At 72.3% G+C, this 18,978-nt stretch carries 17 protein-coding genes; 6 read left to right on the top strand and 11 right to left on the bottom strand.

Annotated features, from left to right (window positions below):
- Positions 1 to 16: 16 nt before the first annotated feature.
- Positions 17 to 466, top strand: coding sequence for an NUDIX hydrolase (locus FH715_RS16530; protein WP_139645967.1), 450 nt, complete (start codon positions 17 to 19; stop codon positions 464 to 466).
- Positions 467 to 545: 79 nt separating this feature from the next.
- On the opposite strand, the gene FH715_RS16535 is transcribed toward FH715_RS16530, so the two are convergent.
- Genes FH715_RS16535 through deoC form a run of 3 tightly spaced genes read right to left on the bottom strand, consistent with a single transcriptional unit; the run spans position 546 to position 3,835 of the window.
- The gene (locus FH715_RS16535) at positions 546 to 1,409 is read right to left on the bottom strand and encodes an aldehyde dehydrogenase family protein (RefSeq protein WP_139645969.1); all 864 of its coding nucleotides are present in this window, start codon (positions 1,407 to 1,409) and stop codon (positions 546 to 548) included.
- Complete coding sequence (locus tag FH715_RS16540; RefSeq protein WP_139645971.1) at positions 1,402 to 2,832, bottom strand: aldehyde dehydrogenase family protein; 1,431 nt, start codon at positions 2,830 to 2,832, stop codon at positions 1,402 to 1,404. Before FH715_RS16540 ends, FH715_RS16535 begins: the two co-directional genes overlap by 8 nt.
- Before the next feature lie 7 nt (positions 2,833 to 2,839).
- Positions 2,840 to 3,835, bottom strand: coding sequence for a deoxyribose-phosphate aldolase (gene deoC, locus FH715_RS16545; RefSeq protein WP_246108794.1), 996 nt, complete (start codon positions 3,833 to 3,835; stop codon positions 2,840 to 2,842).
- A 229-nt stretch (positions 3,836 to 4,064) separates the two neighbouring features.
- Between deoC and FH715_RS16550 the strand changes: the two genes are divergently transcribed.
- Positions 4,065 to 4,697: a PH domain-containing protein gene (locus FH715_RS16550; protein ID WP_139645976.1), complete on the top strand. Its 633-nt coding sequence runs from the start codon at positions 4,065 to 4,067 to the stop codon at positions 4,695 to 4,697.
- Between the two features lie 214 nt (positions 4,698 to 4,911).
- On the top strand, positions 4,912 to 6,204 hold the full coding sequence (locus tag FH715_RS16555) for a glycerophosphodiester phosphodiesterase family protein (protein ID WP_139645978.1): 1,293 nt from the start codon (positions 4,912 to 4,914) through the stop codon (positions 6,202 to 6,204).
- A 77-nt stretch (positions 6,205 to 6,281) separates the two neighbouring features.
- On the opposite strand, the gene FH715_RS16560 is transcribed toward FH715_RS16555, so the two are convergent.
- The 3 genes from FH715_RS16560 to FH715_RS16570 form a co-directional block, all read right to left on the bottom strand.
- Positions 6,282 to 7,997 carry a phospho-sugar mutase gene (locus FH715_RS16560; RefSeq protein WP_139645980.1) on the bottom strand — a complete coding sequence of 572 codons (1,716 nt, stop codon included), beginning with the start codon at positions 7,995 to 7,997 and terminating at the stop codon, positions 6,282 to 6,284.
- A gap of 180 nt (positions 7,998 to 8,177) precedes the next feature.
- Complete coding sequence (locus FH715_RS16565) at positions 8,178 to 8,963, bottom strand: purine-nucleoside phosphorylase (protein ID WP_139646058.1); 786 nt, start codon at positions 8,961 to 8,963, stop codon at positions 8,178 to 8,180.
- A gap of 223 nt (positions 8,964 to 9,186) precedes the next feature.
- Positions 9,187 to 9,633: a gamma-glutamylcyclotransferase family protein gene (locus FH715_RS16570; protein WP_139645982.1), complete on the bottom strand. Its 447-nt coding sequence runs from the start codon at positions 9,631 to 9,633 to the stop codon at positions 9,187 to 9,189.
- A gap of 790 nt (positions 9,634 to 10,423) precedes the next feature.
- On the opposite strand from FH715_RS16570, the gene FH715_RS16575 reads away from it, so the two are divergent.
- Both FH715_RS16575 and FH715_RS16580 read left to right on the top strand, forming a co-directional pair.
- A complete protein-coding gene (locus FH715_RS16575) occupies positions 10,424 to 11,863 on the top strand; it encodes an NAD(P)H-quinone dehydrogenase (RefSeq protein ID WP_139645984.1) in 1,440 nt (479 codons plus the stop codon).
- Positions 11,864 to 11,996: 133 nt separating this feature from the next.
- Positions 11,997 to 12,938, top strand: a complete 942-nt coding sequence (locus FH715_RS16580) for a DeoR/GlpR family DNA-binding transcription regulator (protein WP_246108782.1) — start codon at positions 11,997 to 11,999, stop codon at positions 12,936 to 12,938.
- A gap of 117 nt (positions 12,939 to 13,055) precedes the next feature.
- Here FH715_RS16580 and FH715_RS16585 read toward each other — a convergent pair whose 3' ends face one another.
- Positions 13,056 to 14,834, bottom strand: coding sequence for an acetyl/propionyl/methylcrotonyl-CoA carboxylase subunit alpha (locus FH715_RS16585; RefSeq protein WP_139645988.1), 1,779 nt, complete (start codon positions 14,832 to 14,834; stop codon positions 13,056 to 13,058).
- A 721-nt stretch (positions 14,835 to 15,555) separates the two neighbouring features.
- On the bottom strand, positions 15,556 to 16,140 hold the full coding sequence (locus FH715_RS16595; protein ID WP_246108795.1) for a Maf family protein: 585 nt from the start codon (positions 16,138 to 16,140) through the stop codon (positions 15,556 to 15,558).
- A gap of 403 nt (positions 16,141 to 16,543) precedes the next feature.
- On the opposite strand from FH715_RS16595, the gene FH715_RS28260 reads away from it, so the two are divergent.
- A complete protein-coding gene (locus FH715_RS28260) occupies positions 16,544 to 16,693 on the top strand; it encodes a hypothetical protein (protein WP_170184742.1) in 150 nt (49 codons plus the stop codon).
- Positions 16,694 to 16,758: 65 nt separating this feature from the next.
- On the opposite strand, the gene FH715_RS28265 is transcribed toward FH715_RS28260, so the two are convergent.
- From FH715_RS28265 to FH715_RS16605, 3 genes are all read right to left on the bottom strand, one after another.
- Complete coding sequence (locus FH715_RS28265) at positions 16,759 to 17,487, bottom strand: Crp/Fnr family transcriptional regulator (RefSeq protein WP_170184743.1); 729 nt, start codon at positions 17,485 to 17,487, stop codon at positions 16,759 to 16,761.
- Entirely contained in the window at positions 17,487 to 17,684 is a 198-nt protein-coding gene (locus tag FH715_RS28270) for a hypothetical protein (protein WP_170184744.1), read from the bottom strand. The genes FH715_RS28265 and FH715_RS28270 overlap by 1 nt, the downstream gene beginning before the upstream one ends.
- 917 nt (positions 17,685 to 18,601) lie before the next feature.
- Positions 18,602 to 18,973, bottom strand: a complete 372-nt coding sequence (locus FH715_RS16605; RefSeq protein ID WP_246108783.1) for a winged helix-turn-helix transcriptional regulator — start codon at positions 18,971 to 18,973, stop codon at positions 18,602 to 18,604.
- Positions 18,974 to 18,978 lie beyond the last annotated feature (5 nt).

Genomic DNA, 18,978 nt, shown 5'->3' on the forward strand with positions numbered 1-18,978 from the left:
ATCGGGGAAGGGACCCATGGCCGCCCACACCGTCATCGACGTCATGATCATCCTGGAGCGCGAGGACCGCCACATCCTGCTCGCCGAGCGCGCCAACACCGGCTACGCAGACGGGCTCCTCAACCTTCCAAGCGGCAAGGTCGAGCCGGGCGAGAACGTCATCGACGCCGCCGCCCGCGAAGCCCATGAAGAGATCGGCGTCACGATCGAACCGGCCGCCCTGCGCACCGTCCACGCCATGCACTACCGCAACCCCGAAGGCCAACCCCGCCTCGGCTGGTTCCTCGCCACCCCCCACTGGCGCGGCCACCCCAGCAACGCCGAACCCCACAAGTGCGCGGGGATCAGCTGGCATCCTGCCGACAACCTCCCACCCACCACCGTCCCCTACAACGCCCTCGGCATCGCCCACTACCTCAAGGGCGAGACCTTCTCCGTCCACGGATGGAACAACGAGAGACCATGAACGCCCTTCAGCGGCTGTGCATCGTGGACCGCCGCGACGCCCCGGGGCCCGTGGTGAGCCCCGGGGCGAACGGACCGGTTCAGACGCCCGTCGGGTGCCAGACCGTCTTGGTCTCCAGGAAGCCCAGCAGCCGCTCCGTGCCCGGGGCGGCGGCGAAGTCCTCGGCCGGGTCGGGGCGGCGGACGCGCTTGAGGTTCTCGGCGGCCAGTATCTCCAGCTCGGTCGCCAACTCCCCTTCCGCGCCGGTCAGATCGATCGCGTTGACGTCCTGGTGCGCGGCCAGCGGGCGGGCCAGTTCGGCGGTCGCGCCGCTGAGCACGTTGACCACGCCGCCCGGCACGTCGGAGGTGGCCAGCGCCTCGGCCAGCGAGAGCGCGGGCAGCGGGGCGCGTTCGGAGGCGACGACGACCGCGACGTTGCCCGTGGTCAGCACCGGTGCCAGCACCGAGACCAGGCCCAGCAGCGAGGAGTCGCGGGGCGCCAGCACCGCGACCACGCCGGTCGGTTCGGGCGTCGACAGGTTGAAGTAGGGGCCGGCCACGGGGTTGGCGCCGCCGGCGATCTGCGCGACCTTGTCGGACCAGCCCGCGTACCAGACCAGCCGGTCGATGGCGGCGTCCACCACGGCGGCGGCCTTCGACTTCGACAGCCCGTCGCCCGCCGCGACCTCCGCGCGGAACTGGTCCCTGCGGCCCTGCACCATCTCCGCGACCCGGTAGAGCACCTGCCCCCGGTTGTAGGCGGTCGCGCCCGACCAGCGCGGGAACGCCTTGCGCGCGGCGACGACCGCGTCCCGCGCGTCCTTGCGGCTGGCCAGCGGCGCGTTGGCCAACCACTGGCCCTTGGCGTCCGTCACCTCGTACACCCGCCCGCTCTCGCTGCGGGGGAACGCGCCCCCCACGAACAGCTTGTAGGTCTTGAGGACCGGCAGTGGCTCAGACATCGAGGTAGACCCCCAGACCGTGACGGCCACCCTCGCGGCCGTAGCCCGACTCCTGGTACCCGCCGAACGGCGAGGTCGCGTCGAACTTGTTGAACGTGTTGGACCAGATCACGCCCGCCCGCAGCCGGTTCGCCATCCACAGGCTCCGCGAGCCCTTCTCCGTCCAGATGCCGGCGGAGAGGCCGTAGGGCGTGTTGTTCGCCTTCTCCACCGCCTCCTGCGGGGTGCGGAACGTCAGCACCGACAGCACCGGGCCGAAGATCTCCTCTTGCGCGATCCGGTGCGCCTGGGTCACCCCGGTGAAGAGCGTCGGCCGGAACCAGTAGCCGGTGGAGGGGAGTTCGCACTCCGGCGCCCAGCGCTCCGCGCCCTCCGCCTCGCCGGCCTCCGTCAACTCCCTGATCCTGGCGAGCTGTTCGGCCGAGTTGATGGCGCCGACATCGGTGTTCTTGTCCAACGGGTCGCCCACCCGCAGCGTGCTCATCCGGGCCTTCAGCGCCGCCAGCACCTCGTCCGCCACCGACTCCTGCACCAGCAGCCGCGAACCGGCGCAGCACACGTGCCCCTGGTTGAAGAAGATGCCCTGCACGATGCCCTCAACGGCCTGGTCGAGCGCCGCGTCCTCGAAGACGATGTGCGCGGCCTTGCCGCCCAGCTCCAGCGTCAGCCGCTTGTGGGTGCCGGCCACCGTGCGGGCGATCGCCTTGCCGACCTCCGTCGAACCGGTGAACGCGACCTTGTCGATCCCCGGGTGCGCCACCAGCGCGGCGCCCGTCGCGCCGTCGCCCGTCAGGATGTTGAGCACCCCGGGCGGCAGCCCCGCCTGCTGGCAGATCCGGGCGAACGCCAGCGCGGTCAGCGGCGTCGTCTCCGCCGGCTTCAGCACCATCGTGTTGCCCGTGGCCAGCGCCGGCGCGACCTTCCAGGCCAGCATCAGCAGCGGGAAGTTCCACGGGATGACCCCGCCGGCCACGCCCAGCGGCCGGGGCGCGGGACCGAACCCGGCGTGTTCCAACTTGTCGGCCCAGCCCGCGTAGTAGAAGAAGTGCGCGGCGACCAGCGGCAGGTCCGCGTCCCGCGACTCGCGGATCGGCTTGCCGTTGTCCAACGACTCCAGCACCGCCAGCTCACGCGCGCGCTCCTGCACCAACCGCGCGATGCGGAAGAGGTACTTGGCGCGCTCCGAGCCCGGCAGCGCCGACCAGCTCTCGAACGCCTTGCGCGCGGAGCGCACGGCGGCGTCCACGTCGTCGTCGCCCGCGTTGGCGACCTCGGAGAGCACCTCCTCGGTGGCGGGCGAGACCGTCTTGAAGACCGCCTCGTCGGCCGCGGGCCGGAACCGCCCGTCGACGAAGAGGCCGTGCGAGGCCGGAATGTCCACGATCGCCCGGGACTCGGGCGCCGGCGCGTAGTCGAACGTCATCGTCGTCTCAGTCCACCGTCACGTAGTCGGGACCCGAGTACCGTCCGGTACCGAGTTTCTGACGCTGCATCAGCAGATCGTTCAGCAGGCTGGAGGCGCCGAACCGGAACCAGGTCGGGCTCAGCCAGTCAGGACCCGCCGTCTCGTTCACCAGCACCAGGAACTTCACCGCGTCCTTGGCGGTGCGGATGCCGCCCGCCGGCTTCACGCCGATCTGCCGGCCGGTGGCGGCGCGGAAGTCGCGCACGGCCTGGAGCATCAGCAGGGTGTTGGCGGGGGTCGCGTTCACCCCGACCTTGCCGGTCGACGTCTTGATGAAGTCGGCGCCGGCGAGCATCGCCAGCCAGGAGGCGCGGCGGATGTTGTCGTACGTGGCCAGTTCGCCGTTCTCCAGGATGACCTTCAGATGCGCGTCGCCGCACGCCTCGCGGACCGCGACGATCTCCTCGAAGACCGACAGGTAGCGGCCGGCCAGGAACGCGCCCCGGTCGATCACCATGTCCACCTCGTCGGCCCCCGCGGCCACCGCCTCGGCGGTGTCGGCCAGCTTCACGGAGCGCGCCGCGCGCCCGGCGGGGAACGCCGTCGCCACCGAGGCCACCGCGACGCCGCTGCCGGCCAGCGCCTCGCGCGCGGTGGCGACCAGGTCCGAGTAGACGCAGATCGCCGCGACCGGCGGCGTGGAACGGTCGGTCGGGTCCGGGTTGCGGCCCTTGGCGCACAGCGCCCGGACCTTGCCCGGGGTGTCGGCGCCTTCGAGCGTGGTCAGGTCGATCATGGATATGGCCAGGTCCAACGCGTACGCCTTGGCCGTCGTCTTGATCGAACGCGTCCCGAGCGAGGCCGCCCTGGCCTCAAGCCCGACCGCGTCCACCCCGGGAAGCCCGTGCAGGAACCGGCGCAGCGAGGCGTCGGACGCGGTGACGTCCGCGAGCGCGGACGGGGAGTCCTCGGGGGGTGTGGGGGGCGTGGGGGCCTTCGGGGCGTCCGCCTTCAATGACATGGTCACCAGACGAGCATATCTACGCGCGTAGTGGCATGTCATCCCCCGGACCTCCCCCGGACCTCCGTCAGGGGCCCCGCCGGGGGCAAGGGGGAGGCGAGCGCGCACGTGCGCGGAGCGGGTGGGGTGTCGTCCGGGGCCCGTGGGGGATGTGGGGGGCCGGTGGGCGAAGAGAACTATGGCATAACGGTCGGTTGAAGCACGCGCTCTCTCCGGCAGAATCGGGGGCATGACGAGTGAGCCCGAGAAGTACGCCGACCGCATCTACCGCTCGGGCTCAGCCCTGGTCGCCGGGGTGGTGCTGCTCGGCCTGGTGGGCTGGCTCGCCGGCGACGCCCTGCTGCGCGGCGACGGCCGCACGCCGGTGACCGCCGCCTCCACCCTTCTCTTCGTGGCGCCGCTGATCGTCGCGTTCACCCTGCGCCCCGCGGTTTTCGCCTCCGACGAACGGCTCCGCGTCCGCAACCCGTTCCGCACGGTCACCGCCCCCTGGTCCGCCGTGGACACCATCCAGGCCGGGTACTCCACGGAACTGGTGGCCGAGGGCACCAAGTACCAGATGTGGGCGATCCCCGTCTCGCTGCGCGCCAGGTCGAAGGCCACCCGCCGCCGCGAGGCCGCCGAGTCGGGGCGGGCGCCGCGCTCGTTCCTCGGGTTCGGCGGGAGCGCCGCGCCTGACGTGGCGGACGCGGACCGGCCGGCGCCCGGCGACATGGCCGTGGCCGAGCTGCGCGAACTGGCCGAGCGGCACGGCGCGGACGAGGCGGCGAAGGGCGAGGTCGCGGTGCGCTGGAGCTACGAGACGCTGGCGCCGCTGGCCGTCGGCGGCGTGGCGCTGCTGGTGCTCTGGCTGACCTCCTGAACGCGGCGGCCACTCCGGGGCGGCGGTAACGGCCGTAACGGTGGGAGCGGCGGGGACGGTGGGAACGGTGGGGACGGCGGTAGCGGCGGGGGCAAGGTGACGGCTGGGCTTTGACGGGGGTTCTCCCGCAGTACGCGGATCGTCCGTAGTTTGCGTCGCGACCCGGGCCGGTCCCAGGCCCATCGACACCGAGCCGTTCGAGGTGTGTTGCCCGATGCGCGTACGTTCCCTCGCCGTCCCGTTGACCGCGGCCACGGCCGTCGTACTGACCAGCCTCGTCACCGTCCACTCCGTTGAATCCGTTGAACCCGCCGACTCCGCGGAGCACGCCGAGGCCGCCGCCCCGGCCGGGCCCCACCACCGGGGCGTGCCCGTCGTCTCCCACCGCGGCGCGCCCCGGCACGCGCCGGAGCAGACCGCCGCCGCCTACCGCGAGGCGCTCCGCCAGGGCGCCGAAGTGCTGGAGGGTGACGTCCAGTTGACGGCCGACGGCGAACTGGTGCTGGTCCACGACGACACCCTGGAACGCACCACCGACGTCGAGGAGGTCTTCCCCGAGCGGGCCGGCGCGGACGTGGGCGCGTTCACGCTGGAGGAGATCAGGCGGCTGGACGCCGGCTCCTGGCACCGCGAGGAGTTCGGCGACGAGCGGGTGCCGACCGTCGAGGAGGTGCTGCGCCTCAACCGGGACCGCGCGGGCTTCTCCTTCGAGCTGAAGGCGCCGGAGAAGAGCCCGGGCGTGGCCACCCGGCTCGCCGAACTCCTCGACGAGTACGGCTACGACGACGCCTCCACCACCCGCGCCGGTGCCTTCCGCGTGCTGGTCCACTCCCGCGACCAGGACGCGCTCCGGGAGTTCGAGTCGGCGCTGCCCGACGTGCCGCTGGCGTATCTGACGGGCGGGCCGATGTTGGAGGACGCCGAACTCGCCGAGCTGGCCGAGTGGACCGTCGGCGTCTTCGCCGACCCGCGCGTGACGGCCGCCTCGGACGTCGAACGGGCGCACGACGTCGGCCTGTTGGTCTACAGCGACCCGGTGGACAGCCCCGAGCAGCTGGGGATGACCCTCGACCAGGGCTACGACTACCTGGTCACCAACCTCACCGAGACCGCCCGCCGTGTCCGCGACGGCCGCGACCCGGAGCCGAGGGCCGCCGGTGTCGTCGTCGACCACGTCTACCCCAACCCCTCGGGCGACGACATGCGTCCCGAGGAGTCCGAGTACGTCGCCCTGCGGAACACGACCGACCGCCCGATCGACGTCTCGGGCCACTACCTCAGGGACGGCGCCGGCAACGTCCGGGTGACCATCCCCGACGGCTACACCCTCCAGCCGGGCAGCCTCCTCCGCGTCCACATGGGCCCGGGCACGGACACGCCGACCGCCCACCACGCCGACCTGGAGTCGGCCATCCTCAACAACACGGGCGGCGACACGATCCAGTACTACAACGAGCGACACGTGATCGAGACGGTCTACTCCTACATCGCGCCGGCCGTCTCCTGAGCCCGGCCGTCTTCCGCATCCCCGCCGAACGCGCCGAACGCGCCGAACTCGCCGAACGGGCCGAACTCCCGGCGGGCCTACTCCGTCGGGAGGCCGGCCTGGGCGGCGAGGTCGGTGCGGAGGGCGGCGAGGGTTTCGGCCGCCGCGCGGCGGGCCGCCGGGAGGGCGGCGGCGTCGGCGGCGGGGACCACGACCTCCAGATAGCACTTGATCTTCGGCTCGGTGCCCGAGGGCCGGACCACCACCCGCGCCGACGCCACCGGCCCCGCGCCCGCCAGGCGGTAGCGAAGGCCGTCGGTGGGCGGGAGCGCGGCGCTGCCCTCGTTCAGGTCCTCGGCCTCGACGACCGGCAGCCCGGCCAGCGCCTCCGGCGGCGCGGCGCGCAGCCGGCGCATCGCGTCGGCGATCAGCGACAGGTCGGCCACCCGCACCGACAGCTGGTCGGTGGCGTGCAGCCCGTGCCGCACCGCCAACTCGTCCAGCAGGTCGGCCAACGTCCGCCCCTCCGCGCGCAGCCCCGCCGCCAGCTCGGCGACCAGCAGCGCCGCCGTGATCCCGTCCTTGTCACGCACCCCGGCCGGGTCGACGCAGTAGCCCAGCGCCTCCTCGTAGGCGTAGCCGAGGTCCGGCACGCGGGCCAGCCACTTGAAGCCCGTCAGTGTCTCCGTGTACGGCCGCCCCGCGTCGGCCGCGATCCGGCCGACCAGCGAGGAGGAGACGATCGAGGTGGCGAACACGCCCTTCCGCCCGCCGCGCACCAGGTGCGCCGCGAGCAGCGCGCCGACCTCGTCGCCGCGCAGCATCCGCCAGCCGCCCTCGGCCGCCGGGTCGGGAACGCCGACCGCGCAGCGGTCCGCGTCCGGGTCGTTGGCCAGCAGCAGCTCGGCGCCAGGAGTCGCGGCGGCGACCTCGATCGCCAGGTCCATCGCCCCCGGCTCCTCCGGGTTGGGGAAGGAGACCGTCGGGAAGTCCGGGTCGGGCGCCGACTGCGCCGGCACCTCGACGGGTGCGGGGAAGCCGTTCCTGGTGAACGCCGCGGTCAGCACCTGCTGGCCCACACCGTGCAACGGGGTCGAGACGCTGAGCACGGTGCGCGGCGAGCCCGGCGTCAACGCGGCGCCGCTGCGGGCCAGATAGGACTCGACGATCTCCTCGCCCAGCAGCTCCCAGCCGCTCTCCGGCCTCGGCACCTCCGCCAGCGGCCCGACGGCGGCGATCGCGGCGGCGATCTCCGCGTCGGCCGGCGGCACGATCTGGCTGCCGTCGCCGAGGTAGACCTTGTAGCCGTTGTCCCGGGGCGGGTTGTGGCTGGCGGTCACCGCGACGCCGGCGACCGCGCCCAACTCCCGGATGGCGAACGCCAGCACGGGCGTCGGCAGCGGCCGGGGCAGCAGCGCGGCGCGCAGCCCGGCGCCGACCATGACGGCGACGGTGTCGCGCGCGAAGCGTTCGCTGTTGTGCCGGGCGTCGTAGCCGACGACGACCAGCCCCGGGGAACGCTCCCGCAGATAGGCGGCGAGGCCGGCGGCGGCGCGCAGCACGACGCAGCGGTTCATCCGCGTCGGGCCAGCGCCCATCTCGCCGCGCAGTCCCGCGGTGCCGAACTGGAGTGTGCCGGCGAACCGTTCACCGAGCGCGGCCAGGTCGCCGCCGTCCAGCAGCGCGGCCAGCTCGGCGCGGGTGACCGGGTCCGGGTCCTCGTCCCGCCAGGCCCTGGCCCGCGCGAGCAGTTCGCGGGTCTCCGGGGTCTGGGGGGTCTCCGGGGTCCGTGCCTTGTCGGTGTCGGCCGTCATCGCTTCGCTCCTGTGCCGCCGTGGGGTTCCACGGCGCGGACGCCGTGGTCCGCGCCGCCGTCACTGCCGTCACTGTTCCCACTGCCGTCGCAGTGGTCAACGTCGCCGTCGGTGGTGGGTGGGGCCGCCCCCGCCGGTGACCGGGTGTGGTCGGACCTGGTGGGGTCCGACCGGGTGGGGTCAGAGCTTGACCAGTACCTGGTTGAGCAGGGCCCCCATCCGGTCGGCCGAGTCGCGGCCGGCCCGGAGGACCTCCTCGTGGTTGAGGGGGGCGCCGGTGATGCCGGCGGCCAGGTTGGTCACCAGCGAGACCGCCAGCACCTCGGCCCCCGCCTCGCGGGCCGCGATGGCCTCCAGCACTGTGGACATGCCGACCAGGTCCCCGCCGAGCGTCCGCACCATCCGGATCTCGGCCGGGGTCTCGTAGTGCGGCCCCGGGAACTGCACATAGACGCCCTCCTCCAGACTCGGGTCGATCTCCTGGCAGAGCGCCCGCAGCCGTGGCGAGTAAAGATCGGTCAGGTCGACGAAGTGGGAGCCCACGATCGGTGACGTCGCGGTCAGATTGATGTGGTCGCCGATCAGAACCGGCTGTCCTACGTGCATCCCCTCGCGGAGTCCACCGCAGCTGTTGGTCAGCACGACGGTGCGGCAGCCGGCGGCCACGGCGGTGCGCACGCCGTGCGCGACGGCTCCCACGCCCAGGCCCTCGTAGAGGTGGGTCCGCCCGAGGAAGACCAGGGCGCGTTTGTCGCCGACCTGGTAGGAGCGGACTCGGCCGGCGTGGCCCTCGGCGGTTGGTGGGGGGAATCCGGGCAGCTCGGTCACGTCCAGCTCGACGGTCGGCGTACCCAACCGCTCCGCCGCGGGGGCCCACCCGGAGCCCATGACCAGTGCCACGTCATGACTGTGCACGCCGGTCAACTCGCGTAGCCGAACGGCCGCTGCCTCGCCCGAGCGGGCCATGTCAGATGCGTTCACGGGCTGAGCCTAACCGTTCTCTCCCTACGCGCGTAGACGGGCGGCACGGCAGGGTCGCGTACCAGCCAATCCGGTGGAACGTTCGACCTGCGCGGTGACGGTGCGGTGATGGCCCGGCGGCGGAGGGTGCCTGGCGGGGGTGAGATGGGGTGCGACGGGGGCGCGTGGGTGTGCGGGGGCGCGTGGTGGGAGCGTGTGGTGGCGGCGCTCAGCAGGGGCGCTTGCGGAGTTCCATCACGTAGTCGTGGGGCGCGCCGGCGGACTCCGCCGCGTCGGCGATCTCGCCGAGATAGCGCGCCGACGGGAGGCCGCCCTCGTAGCCGTTGAGCACGTAGGCCCAGGCGTTGACGGTGCCGTCGAGGGTGTCCACGCGCACCCGGGTCCTGCGGTAGATCTGGAGACCGACGCCCTCCCAGCGGTCCAGGCTGTCCTCGTCCATCGGCGCGATGTCGTAGAGGGCGACGAAGACGTCGGGGGCCGGCGGCACGCCCGCCTCGGCGAGGGTGGCCAGGGCGCCGTCCCAGCCCATCTCCTCACCGCCGAAGGTCAGCCGCCAGCCGGTGAGCCAGCCGGTGCCGCGCAGCGGCGAGTGCGGAGCGCGCCGGGCCATCAACCGGGGGTCGAGGTTCACGGCGTAAGCGGCGTAGAGGGACACGGCTCAAGGTAACCCATCCCCCCGTGATCAAGGGAAGCCCTGGGACTTGCCGTCCGGGGCGGGAGCGGGTGGTTTGGGTGGGTGGTCGTCCTCGGCGCGGTGTGTGGTTGCTCGCGGTGCATGTGTGGCGGGGGGGCGACTACTCGCGTGGGTGGCTTGGGTGGGTGGTCGTCCTCAGCCGGGTGTTCGGTTGCTCGCGCAGTTCCCCGCGCCCCTGGTTGTGGTGGGCGTGGTCGGTTGGGTGCGGGTTCACGCTCGGAAGGTGGCGGCGGGCTTGGGGGCGCGGGGAACTGCGCGGTGCATGTGTGGCGGGGGGTGGTCGACTACTGACCTGGCCGGTCGGGGTGGGTGGTCGTCCTCGGCCGGGTGTGTGGTTGCTCGCGCAGTTCCCCGCGCCCCTGGTGTGGGCTGGCGTGGTCGGTTGGGTGCGGGTTCACGCTCGGAAGGTGGCGGCGGGCTTGGGGGCGCGGGGAACTGCGCGGTGCATGTGTGGCGGGGGGTGGTCGACTACTCACGTGCGTGGCTAGGTGGGGTGTCGTCCTCGGCCGGGTGTTCGGTTGCTCGCGCAGTTCCCCGCGCCCCTTCACTGCCGGTGGGCGGCTTGCGCGCATGCCGGGGGGCGGGGGGCGGTCGACTACTGACCTGGCTGGCCGGGTGGGTTGTCGGCGTGAGCCCGGTGGTGGGTTCCTCGGGCCCGTTCGCTGCCGGTGGGACAGGCGACTGTGGTCCGCGCCGGCCCGGTGCGTGGGGTGCCGCACCGGCGAGGTGCCCCGTGCGGGACACTGGAACGGTGACTCGAATCGTGATCATTGGTGGCGGGCCAGGCGGATACGAGGCGGCGCTGGTGGCCGCGCAGCTGGGCGCGGAGGTGACCGTCGTCGACCGGGACGGCCTGGGCGGTGCCTCGGTGCTCACGGACTGCGTTCCGTCGAAGACGCTGATCGCGACGGCCGAGGTGATGACCAGCTTCGACTCCTCGCACGAGGAGCTGGGCATCGAGATCGACCACGACGGGGACGGCATCGGCGACGAGGTCCGGGGCATCGGCGTGGACCTCGGGGTGGTCAACCGCAGGGTCAAGCGGCTGGCGCTGGCGCAGTCCCACGACATCACCTCGTCGGTCAAGCGCGCCGGGGTCTCCGTGCTGCGCGGCCGGGGCAGGCTGCTGCCGGGGCAGGCGCCGGACGGCACCCGCCGGGTCGCGGTGGAGGAGAGCGGTGGCGGCCGGCGGGAGCTGGTGGCCGACGGGGTGCTGGTGGCGACCGGCGGGCATCCGCGGGAGATCCCGGACGCCAGGCCGGACGGGGAGCGCATCCTCAACTGGACGCAGGTCTACGACCTGGCCGAGCTGCCCGAGGAGCTGGTGGTGGTCGGCTCGGGTGTGACCGGTGCCGAGTTCGCCGGCGCCTACCAGGCGTTGGGTTCGCGCGTGACGCTGGTCTCCTCGCGGGAGCGGGTGCTGCCGGGGGAGGACCCGGACGCGGCGGCGGTGCTGGAGGACGTCTTCCGGCGGCGCGGGATGAACGTGCTGTCGCGTTCGCGCGCGGCGTCGGTCAAGCGGGTCGGCGACCGGGTGGAGATCACCCTGTCCGACGGGCGGACGGTGTCGGGGACGCACTGCCTGATGGCGGTGGGCGCGGTGCCGAACACCTCTGACATGGGGCTGGAGGAGGCGGGCGTCAAGGTCGCCGACTCGGGCCATGTCTGCGTGGACCGGGTCTCCCGCACCTCGGCCCCGGGCGTCTACGCGGCGGGCGACTGCACGGGTGTCTTCGCGTTGGCCTCGGTGGCGGCGATGCAGGGGCGGATCGCGATGTACCACTTCCTGGGCGACGCGGTGGCGCCGCTGGACCTGAAGACCGTCTCGGGCAACATCTTCACCGACCCGGAGATCGCCACCGTCGGCTACTCGCAGCAGGACGTGGACGAGGGGCGCATCGACGCCCGGGTGGTGAAGCTGCCGCTGCTGCGCAACCCGAGGGCAAAGATGCAGGGCGTGCGGGACGGCTTCGTGAAGCTCTTCGCGCGGCCGGGAACGGGAATCGTCGTGGGCGGAGTGGTGGTTTCTCCGCGCGCGAGCGAGCTCATTCACCCGATAGCGATCGCGGTGGACAACAGTTTGACGGTGGAGCAGATCGCAAAAACGTTCACCGTTTACCCGTCGCTTTCCGGCACGATCGCGGAAGCCGCGCGGCAGTTCCATACACGAAAAATCGCGGAAGCACAGTAGGCACAGGCGGGGCGCTGGAAGCACGGAGGTGCGCCCCCGGCGCATAGCACGCCGGGGGCGTGCGTATAGACAACTTCGATAAATCCTCGCAACCTGCTGAAAGCAGATGGTCGTTGGGGTTACTGTCGGTTCCGTGTTCGCTGCAGAACGTCGCCAGATGATCCTCGAAATGGTGCGCGCCAACGGAGCGGTGTCGCTCCGGGAGCTGGCCCGCGTCGTCCAGACCTCAGAAGTGACCGTCCGGCGCGATGTCCGCGCCCTGGAGGCAGAAGGGCTGCTTGACCGCAGACACGGGGGCGCCGTCCTCCCGGGGGGCTTCACCCGGGAGTCAGGGTTCCCCCAACGGGCCATGGCCGCGACGGCGGAGAAGACCGCCATCGCGGAGCACGCGGCCTCGCTGGTGCGGGAGGGCGAGGCCATCGTGGTCGGCGCCGGCACCACCACGCAGGAGCTGGCCCGCCGGCTGGCCCGGGTCCCCGGGCTGACCGTCGTGACCAACTCGCTGCTGGTGGCCCAGGCGTTGGCGCACGCCAACCGGGTGGAGGTGGTGATGACGGGCGGCACGCTGCGCGGTTCCAACTACGCGTTGGTCGGCAGCGGCGCCGAGCAGTCGCTGTTGGGGCTGCGGGTCAGCCGGGCCTTTCTCTCGGGTTCCGGGCTGACCGCCGACCGGGGGCTCTCCACCTCCAACATGCTGGCCGCCAGCGTGGATCGGGCGCTGCTGCGGGCGGCGGCCGAGGTCGTGGTGCTGGCCGACCACTCGAAGCTGGGCGCCGACACGGCGTTCCAGACGGTACCGACCGACCTGATCAGCCAGTTGATCACCGACCAGCCGCCCCCCGAGGCGGAGAAAGCCGGCGCGGAGCTGGAGGCGCTCGCCGAACAGGGGGTGCGCGTCTCCGTGGTGGGCGCCCCCACGGCGCCCGGCGTCAAGTCCGCGCCCGAGCGCGGCGATCCGGTCCGCCGTGACCTGCCGTTGCCGTCGCCGCGCGCGACGGGGCATCCGGGGCTGGGTGGCGGCGGGACCCCGCCGATGGGGCAACGCGTCTCGGACCTGGCGCCCCGGCGCCGATAGCCGGCGACGACCCTCGACCCGGTCCCGTCACGACGGGACCGGGTCGAGGGCGTGCCGGCCTTCCACCGAGGGCCCGTTCAGGCCCTGCCGGGCTCGTTCAGGCCCTCGTGGGCGCGTTCAGTCCTTGATCTCGCAGATCACGGCGCCCGCCGACAGCGAGGCCCCGACCTCGGCCTTGAGCGCGCCGACGGTGCCCGCGCGGTGCGCGTTGATCGGCTGCTCCATCTTCATCGCCTCCAGGACGATGACCAGCTCGCCCTCCTCGACCTGCTGGCCCTCCTCGACCGCGACCTTGACGACCGTGCCCTGCATCGGCGAGGGCAGCGCGTCGCCGGTCGGCGCCGCGCCCCCGCCGCGCTTGCCGGCCTTGCGCCGCGCCGGGCGCGCGCCCCCGGCCACGGCCGCGCGGGCCAGCGGCATCGCCAGCGTCGCCGGCAGCGAGACCTCAAGCCGCTTGCCGCCGACCTCGACGACCACGGTCTCGCGGACGTTGCTCTCCTCGCCCTCGTCACCGACGGCGTTGAACGGCGGCAGCTCGTTCACGAACTCGGTCTCGATCCACCGGGTGTGAACGGAGAACGGCTCGCCCTCGCGCCCGTTGACCTCCGGCGCGAACGCCGGGTCCTCGATCACCGTGCGGTGGAACGGCACCACCGTCGCCATGCCCTCGACACGGAACTCCGCCAGCGCGCGCGCCGCGCGCTCCAGCGCCTGCCGCCGGCTCGCGCCGGTGACGATCAGCTTGGCCAGCATCGAGTCCCACGCCGGGCCGATGACCGAGCCGGCCTCCACGCCGGTGTCCACCCGCACGCCGGGGCCCAGCGGCGGCACGAAGGCGCTCACCGTGCCGGGCGCCGGCAGGAAGCCGCGCCCCGGGTCCTCGCCGTTGATCCGGAACTCGATCGAGTGCCCGCGCAGCGGCGGGTCGTCGTACCCCAGCTCCTCGCCGCGCGCGATGCGCAGCTGCTCGCGCACCAGGTCGAGGCCGGTGATCTCCTCGGTGACCGGATGCTCCACCTGGAGACGCGTGTTGACCTCAAGGAACGAGATCGTGCCGTCCTGGCCGACCAGGAACTCGCAGGTGCCGGCGCCGACATAGCCGGCCTCCCGCAGGATCGCCTTGGAGGCGGCGTACAGCTCGGCGTTCTGCGCGTCCGTCAGATACGGGGCCGGCGCCTCCTCGACGAGCTTCTGGTGGCGCCGCTGGAGGGAGCAGTCGCGCGTGGAGACGACGACCACGTTGCCGTGGGTGTCGGCCAGGCACTGGGTCTCGACGTGGCGCGGGCGGTCGAGATAGCGCTCGACGAAGCACTCGCCCCGCCCGAACGCGGCCAGCGCCTCGCGCACCGCCGACTCGTAAAGCTCGGGGACCTCCTCCAGCGTGCGGGCGACCTTCAGGCCGCGACCGCCGCCGCCGAAGGCCGCCTTGATGGCGACCGGCAGGCCGTTCTCGCGGGCGAACTCCACGACCTCGGCCGCGCCGGAGACCGGGTCCTTGGTGCCGGCGACCAGGGGCGCGCCGGCGCGCTGCGCGATGTGGCGGGCGGCCACCTTGTCGCCCAGCGAACGGATGGCGTCCGGCGAGGGGCCGATCCAGGTCAGCCCGGCGTCGAGGACGGCCTGGGCGAAGTCCGCGTTCTCGGACAGGAATCCGTAGCCCGGGTGCACGGCGTCCGCACCCGAGAGGGCCGCGGCCCTCAGTACCTTGTCGAAGTCCAGATAGCTGGTCGCCGGCGTGTCACCGCCGAGTGCGAACGCCTCGTCGGTCGCCCGGACATGCAGCGCGTCCCGATCCGGCTCGGCGTAGACGGCCACGCTGGCGATGCCTGCGTCGCGGCAGGCACGGGCGACCCGCACGGCGATTTCGCCACGATTGGCGATGAGCACCTTACGCACGATGGCTCCCTCCTTGGAACAAAGCGATTTTAGGTACTGGCGACACCGCGCAACGAGTCGCCCACAGGGGTGACCCTGCCCACACGGACGGTGAGGGGCAGCGAACAAGAGCGCGTACAAGCTTGCTATACCAAGGTACGCGCCCCATCGGCCAAGATCAGGGGCGCATTTCGCAGGGAGTTGCAGGGCGCCCGAGGTCAGGGCGTCGCGACCACGGGCGTTGTGGGAACTCCATAACGGTTGGCCGCAATCTTTGCCGCCGCACGGGACCTTGTCGGGTGCTCTACCCGGCAGTAGCGTGCGCGGCGTGCACCGAGGAAGACGAAGCGTGACGGCGGCGACCGCCGTGGTGGTCGTGGTGATGGCGGTGGGCCTCGGCCTGCTGCACTGGATACTCGGGCTGGCGGCCGACCGCCAGTCGATGTCGATCGGCGGGCTCTCCTCCGACGCGCTCAGCCTGGGCGCGTGGGTCGGCGGCGCGCTGCTGGCCGCGTTCCTGCTGTGCTGCGGCGCGGTGTTGGGGCGCGCGGCGCTCCGGGACCGGTCGCCCGGGCGGGTCGCGCGGGCGGCGCTGGTGGGCGCCGCCGCGCTCCAACTGCTGCTGGGGGCGCTGGCGGTCGGCCTGGTCGGCTGGCCCGCGTTCGCCGCGCTGATGGTGGTCTTCGGGCTGCTGGTGGCGAGCCTGCTGCTCTACCCGGCCGACGGCCAGGCGGGCGCCCGCTCAGTCCGCCCACAGGTCGGTGACGGCGATCCCGGCGTCCGCCAACAGCCGCCGCAGCAGCGGCAGGGAGAGGCCGATGACGGTGCCGGGGTCCCCGGTGATCCCGTCGACGAACGGGGCCGACCTGCCGTCCAGGGTGAACGCGCCGGCGACGTGCAGGGGTTCGCCGCTGGCCACGTAGGCGGCGATCTCCGCGTCTGACGGCTCGCCGAAGTGCACCGTGGTGGACGCCACGGCGGAGGCACGGTGGCCGGTCGCCGTGTCCACCAGGCAGTGCCCGGTGCGCAGCACGCCGTCCCGGCCGCGCATCGCCTTCCACCTGGCGGTCGCGTCCTCGGCGTCCGCCGGCTTGCCCAGGGCGGCGCCGCCGAAGTCCAACACCGAGTCGCAGCCCACGACCAGCGCACCGGCCGCCTCCGGCCGGGCGGCGACCGCGTCGGCCTTCGCCTCGGCCAGCACCCGCGCCAACTCCTCGGGCGAGTCGGCGCGCAGCGCCTCCTCGTCGACGCCGCTGACGATCACCTCGGGGGCGATGCCCGCCTGCCGCAGCAGGCCCAGCCGCGCGGGCGACTGCGACGCCAACACGAGCCGCCGGCGCGTTGGCGGCGGGCCTTCGGGGGGCGGCGGGTTGTCCTGTCGTTCGCTGTCGTTCTCCACGGGGGGAGGGTAACGGGGGCGACCTCCGTGCCGATGCGTCGCGGTGGTCTGTCGTCCGCGGGCCGCCGGGCGGCGGACGGTTCGTGGGCGCGGGGAACTGCGCGGTGCGTTCGCGGCGGGTGCGGGCGACCACGGTGCCTGCCGGTTGGATGGGATGTCGTCCCCGGCCCTGTGTGTGGTGGGGGGCCGGTGCCAGGGGTGTGGTGCCTCAACCGGTGAGACCAGGGCGGCCGGTAGCCATCCTCCCTGTCGGCCACTCATTCGTGAGCCTGGACATGGCGGCAGGTGGGCAGAGTCGGCAGAGGGGCAGCCAGGAGACGGGAGGCGGGGTATGGAGTTCGATTTCGCCTGTTGGCGGTGCGGTGAGGGCAACGCTGTCTGGGGGGAGCCGGTCACCAGTTGGTGGACCCAGCGGTACCGGCTCCCCGACGAGTGGGACCGTTGGCGCTGTGGGGAGATCAACGCCACCCCCGACGACTGAACGAAGGTCCGCACCGGGTGGTGCGGACCCCGCGTCCGGGCAGACCGCGTCATGCGTCGGCGTTTCTAAAGCACGGCGGGGTCGCTTGTTCCCAGGGTCGCGATCTGCCGAAGGCTGGCTTCCCGGAAGAAGTAGCCGCGGTAGCTCGTCCGCAAGACACCCTCTTTCCTCAGCTGTCGGAGAGCGTTCTCGACTGAGGCTCGACTCAGCATGAGCGCTTCGGCGAGTTCGGCCTGGGAGGGCCCTCTGACTACCGCGTTCCCGTCGTGCTCGTCTCTCTGGTTGAGGTGCAAGAGCAGACGACAGACTCGCTCCAGAGGCGGCTCACGAAAGTTCGAGTACACATGGTCAGCGGCCCACTGCCGACGCACGATGCGCTCAGCGACAAACCGCATGACGGAGTTCTCCGCCGTGGTCAGGGCCCGCATACGGGACAGAGGGCATGACAGCGATAGAACCCCGGTCACACACTCAACCGAGACGAACCTCGCCTCGTCAGTAACGACGAACTGGTCTCCGGTCAGGGTGCCGGGGCCCCAGAATCTGACCCGTGGGTCCCCAGTGGGGAAGTCCGTCTCGCGAATGACTCCCTGCAGGATCAGGTGCACCTCGCCACCGGTGCTGACACTGCGGAGCTGCGCTCCTTTCGACAGGGAACGGGGCGTGAGGTTGGCCTGGAGGAGCTCGGCGGCCCTCTCGGTGAGCCCGTGCAAGTCCAGGTACAACGCCGCGAGGGATTGAGCCCTTCGTGTCAGGCGGCGCTGATGGTCGCTGACGTACTCGTAGGTGTCCATCAGGGCACCTCCTGCGGTTCCTGAGACGCCGGCTCCGCCGGGGCGTCGGCGGTGAAGGAGACCTGCAAGGTGTCGAACATCGCCGCGAGGGCCGCCACAAGCGTGGCGAGCGAGATGATCACAGCGGCGATCCGGGTCGGGTGGGAGGCAAGCCTTCTGATCGCGTAGACGACCACGGCCGCGGTGATGGCGAACATCACCAGGGTCGTGATCAAAAACGCGGCAGCAGTACCGCTTGACATTGACCTTTGCTCCAAGGGGGGAGTTATGCGGTGGAGTTGGCAGGTGCAGCGCAGCCGTACACCCCCTTGCGTCTACGGGACCCGTGGTGAGCGGGTGACGCAGTCGGGTGAACTTCTGTAATCCAGAATCGTATCCGATGCAGCGGTAGATAACACAAGTCCCGCCGCGCAGCCGGGTTTTGGGGGGCGTTCCCCGCATGCAACTGCGTTCGAGTCGCCTGTCAGCGGCAGCTGGTAGGATTCGCTCCCTTTGGCGAGCGCCGACATGATTGCCCCCCAGAATCCCTACCTGCAGGGAAAGGCTGACATTGCGAGCCTGGAATCCCTATGTGTAGGGAATTTGACGCGGCGAGTTCCTCTTAACTTGAGATCGCTGACGTTGGCCTGGCAGGTGCAGCGCGGCTGGGCGGGGGGCTCAGGGGTGGTGCCCTGAGACCCCGCTCTCTCCTCCTCGCGTGTAGGCGCCCTTCGCGCTCGCCTCCGTCAGGGAGTTGGGGGTCGACGGCCCCTCCGCCTTGTGGCCCCAGGCCCCCCGGCACGGCTGTCGCCGCGATGGTTATCCTGCTGGTCCTGGTCGGTGCCGCGCTGATCTCCGGGGCGATGTACCGCCGGTTCGCCCGCCCTCGCGGGCTGGCCAACCGGGACGACGTCAGGCCGAATGCCCCGCCCAGCCAATTCCTTTGCTCGGCGGTCAACTCTCCGGTGGACAGGGCACGCGGTGCGGGCCCGTCTCCCGTAAGGGTCCTGGCAGTCGAGCGGTCATGCGTCCCCCTCCGTCGGCGTGACCATTTTCGCGATGTGGAACGGACTCCTCAGGACGGAGTGTGAGCGACGCGGCCAAGCGCCCTGGCCGACGACGCCGTCCCGGCTCGTCACGAGGTGGACGAGCCCCAGTCCCAGAGGGACTGGAGGACGGGGCCCAGGGCCTGGCCGCGGGGGGTGAGGTGGTAGTGGACGGCCGGGGGCCAGCCCGCGCTGCGGTGGCGCTCGGCGACGCCGGCCTCGACGAGCTGGTGGAGCCGGTCCGTGAGCACCTTGTCGGAGAGCGAGGGCAGCGCGGCCGACAGTTCGCCGTAGGCCAACGGGCGGTCCGCCGCGAGGAGTTCGCGCACCACCAGCGTCGTCCACCGGCCGCGGAGCGCGGCCAGCGTGATCTCCACCGGGCAGTCGGCGCTGGGGCGCGTGACGCCGGCGCGCGCGTCGTCGGGCAGGCCGGGGCGGTGGCGCACCGTTGGGTGAGTCACGAGGG

This window comes from Streptomyces sedi, assembly GCF_006335015.1.
Classification (GTDB): Bacteria; Actinomycetota; Actinomycetes; order Streptomycetales; family Streptomycetaceae; genus Streptomyces; species Streptomyces sedi.

Bases quoted from the DNA above. Each gene is read 5' to 3' on its own strand.
- FH715_RS16550 (WP_139645976.1), top strand. From the start codon at position 4,065: ATGACGAGTGAGCCCGAGAAGTACGCCGACCGCATCTACCGCTCGGGC.
- FH715_RS16535 (WP_139645969.1), bottom strand. From the start codon at position 1,409: ATGTCTGAGCCACTGCCGGTCCTCAAGACCTACAAGCTGTTCGTGGGG.
- FH715_RS28270 (WP_170184744.1), bottom strand. From the start codon at position 17,684: ATGTTCGCCATCACCGCGGCCGTGGTCGTCTACGCGATCAGAAGGCTT.
- FH715_RS28265 (WP_170184743.1), bottom strand. From the start codon at position 17,487: ATGGACACCTACGAGTACGTCAGCGACCATCAGCGCCGCCTGACACGA.
- FH715_RS16560 (WP_139645980.1), bottom strand. From the start codon at position 7,997: ATGACGGCCGACACCGACAAGGCACGGACCCCGGAGACCCCCCAGACC.
- deoC (WP_246108794.1), bottom strand. From the start codon at position 3,835: ATGTCATTGAAGGCGGACGCCCCGAAGGCCCCCACGCCCCCCACACCC.
- FH715_RS16540 (WP_139645971.1), bottom strand. From the start codon at position 2,832: ATGACGTTCGACTACGCGCCGGCGCCCGAGTCCCGGGCGATCGTGGAC.
- FH715_RS28260 (WP_170184742.1), top strand. From the start codon at position 16,544: ATGGAGTTCGATTTCGCCTGTTGGCGGTGCGGTGAGGGCAACGCTGTC.
- FH715_RS16565 (WP_139646058.1), bottom strand. From the start codon at position 8,963: ATGGCCCGCTCGGGCGAGGCAGCGGCCGTTCGGCTACGCGAGTTGACC.
- FH715_RS16530 (WP_139645967.1), top strand. From the start codon at position 17: ATGGCCGCCCACACCGTCATCGACGTCATGATCATCCTGGAGCGCGAG.
- FH715_RS16555 (WP_139645978.1), top strand. From the start codon at position 4,912: ATGCGCGTACGTTCCCTCGCCGTCCCGTTGACCGCGGCCACGGCCGTC.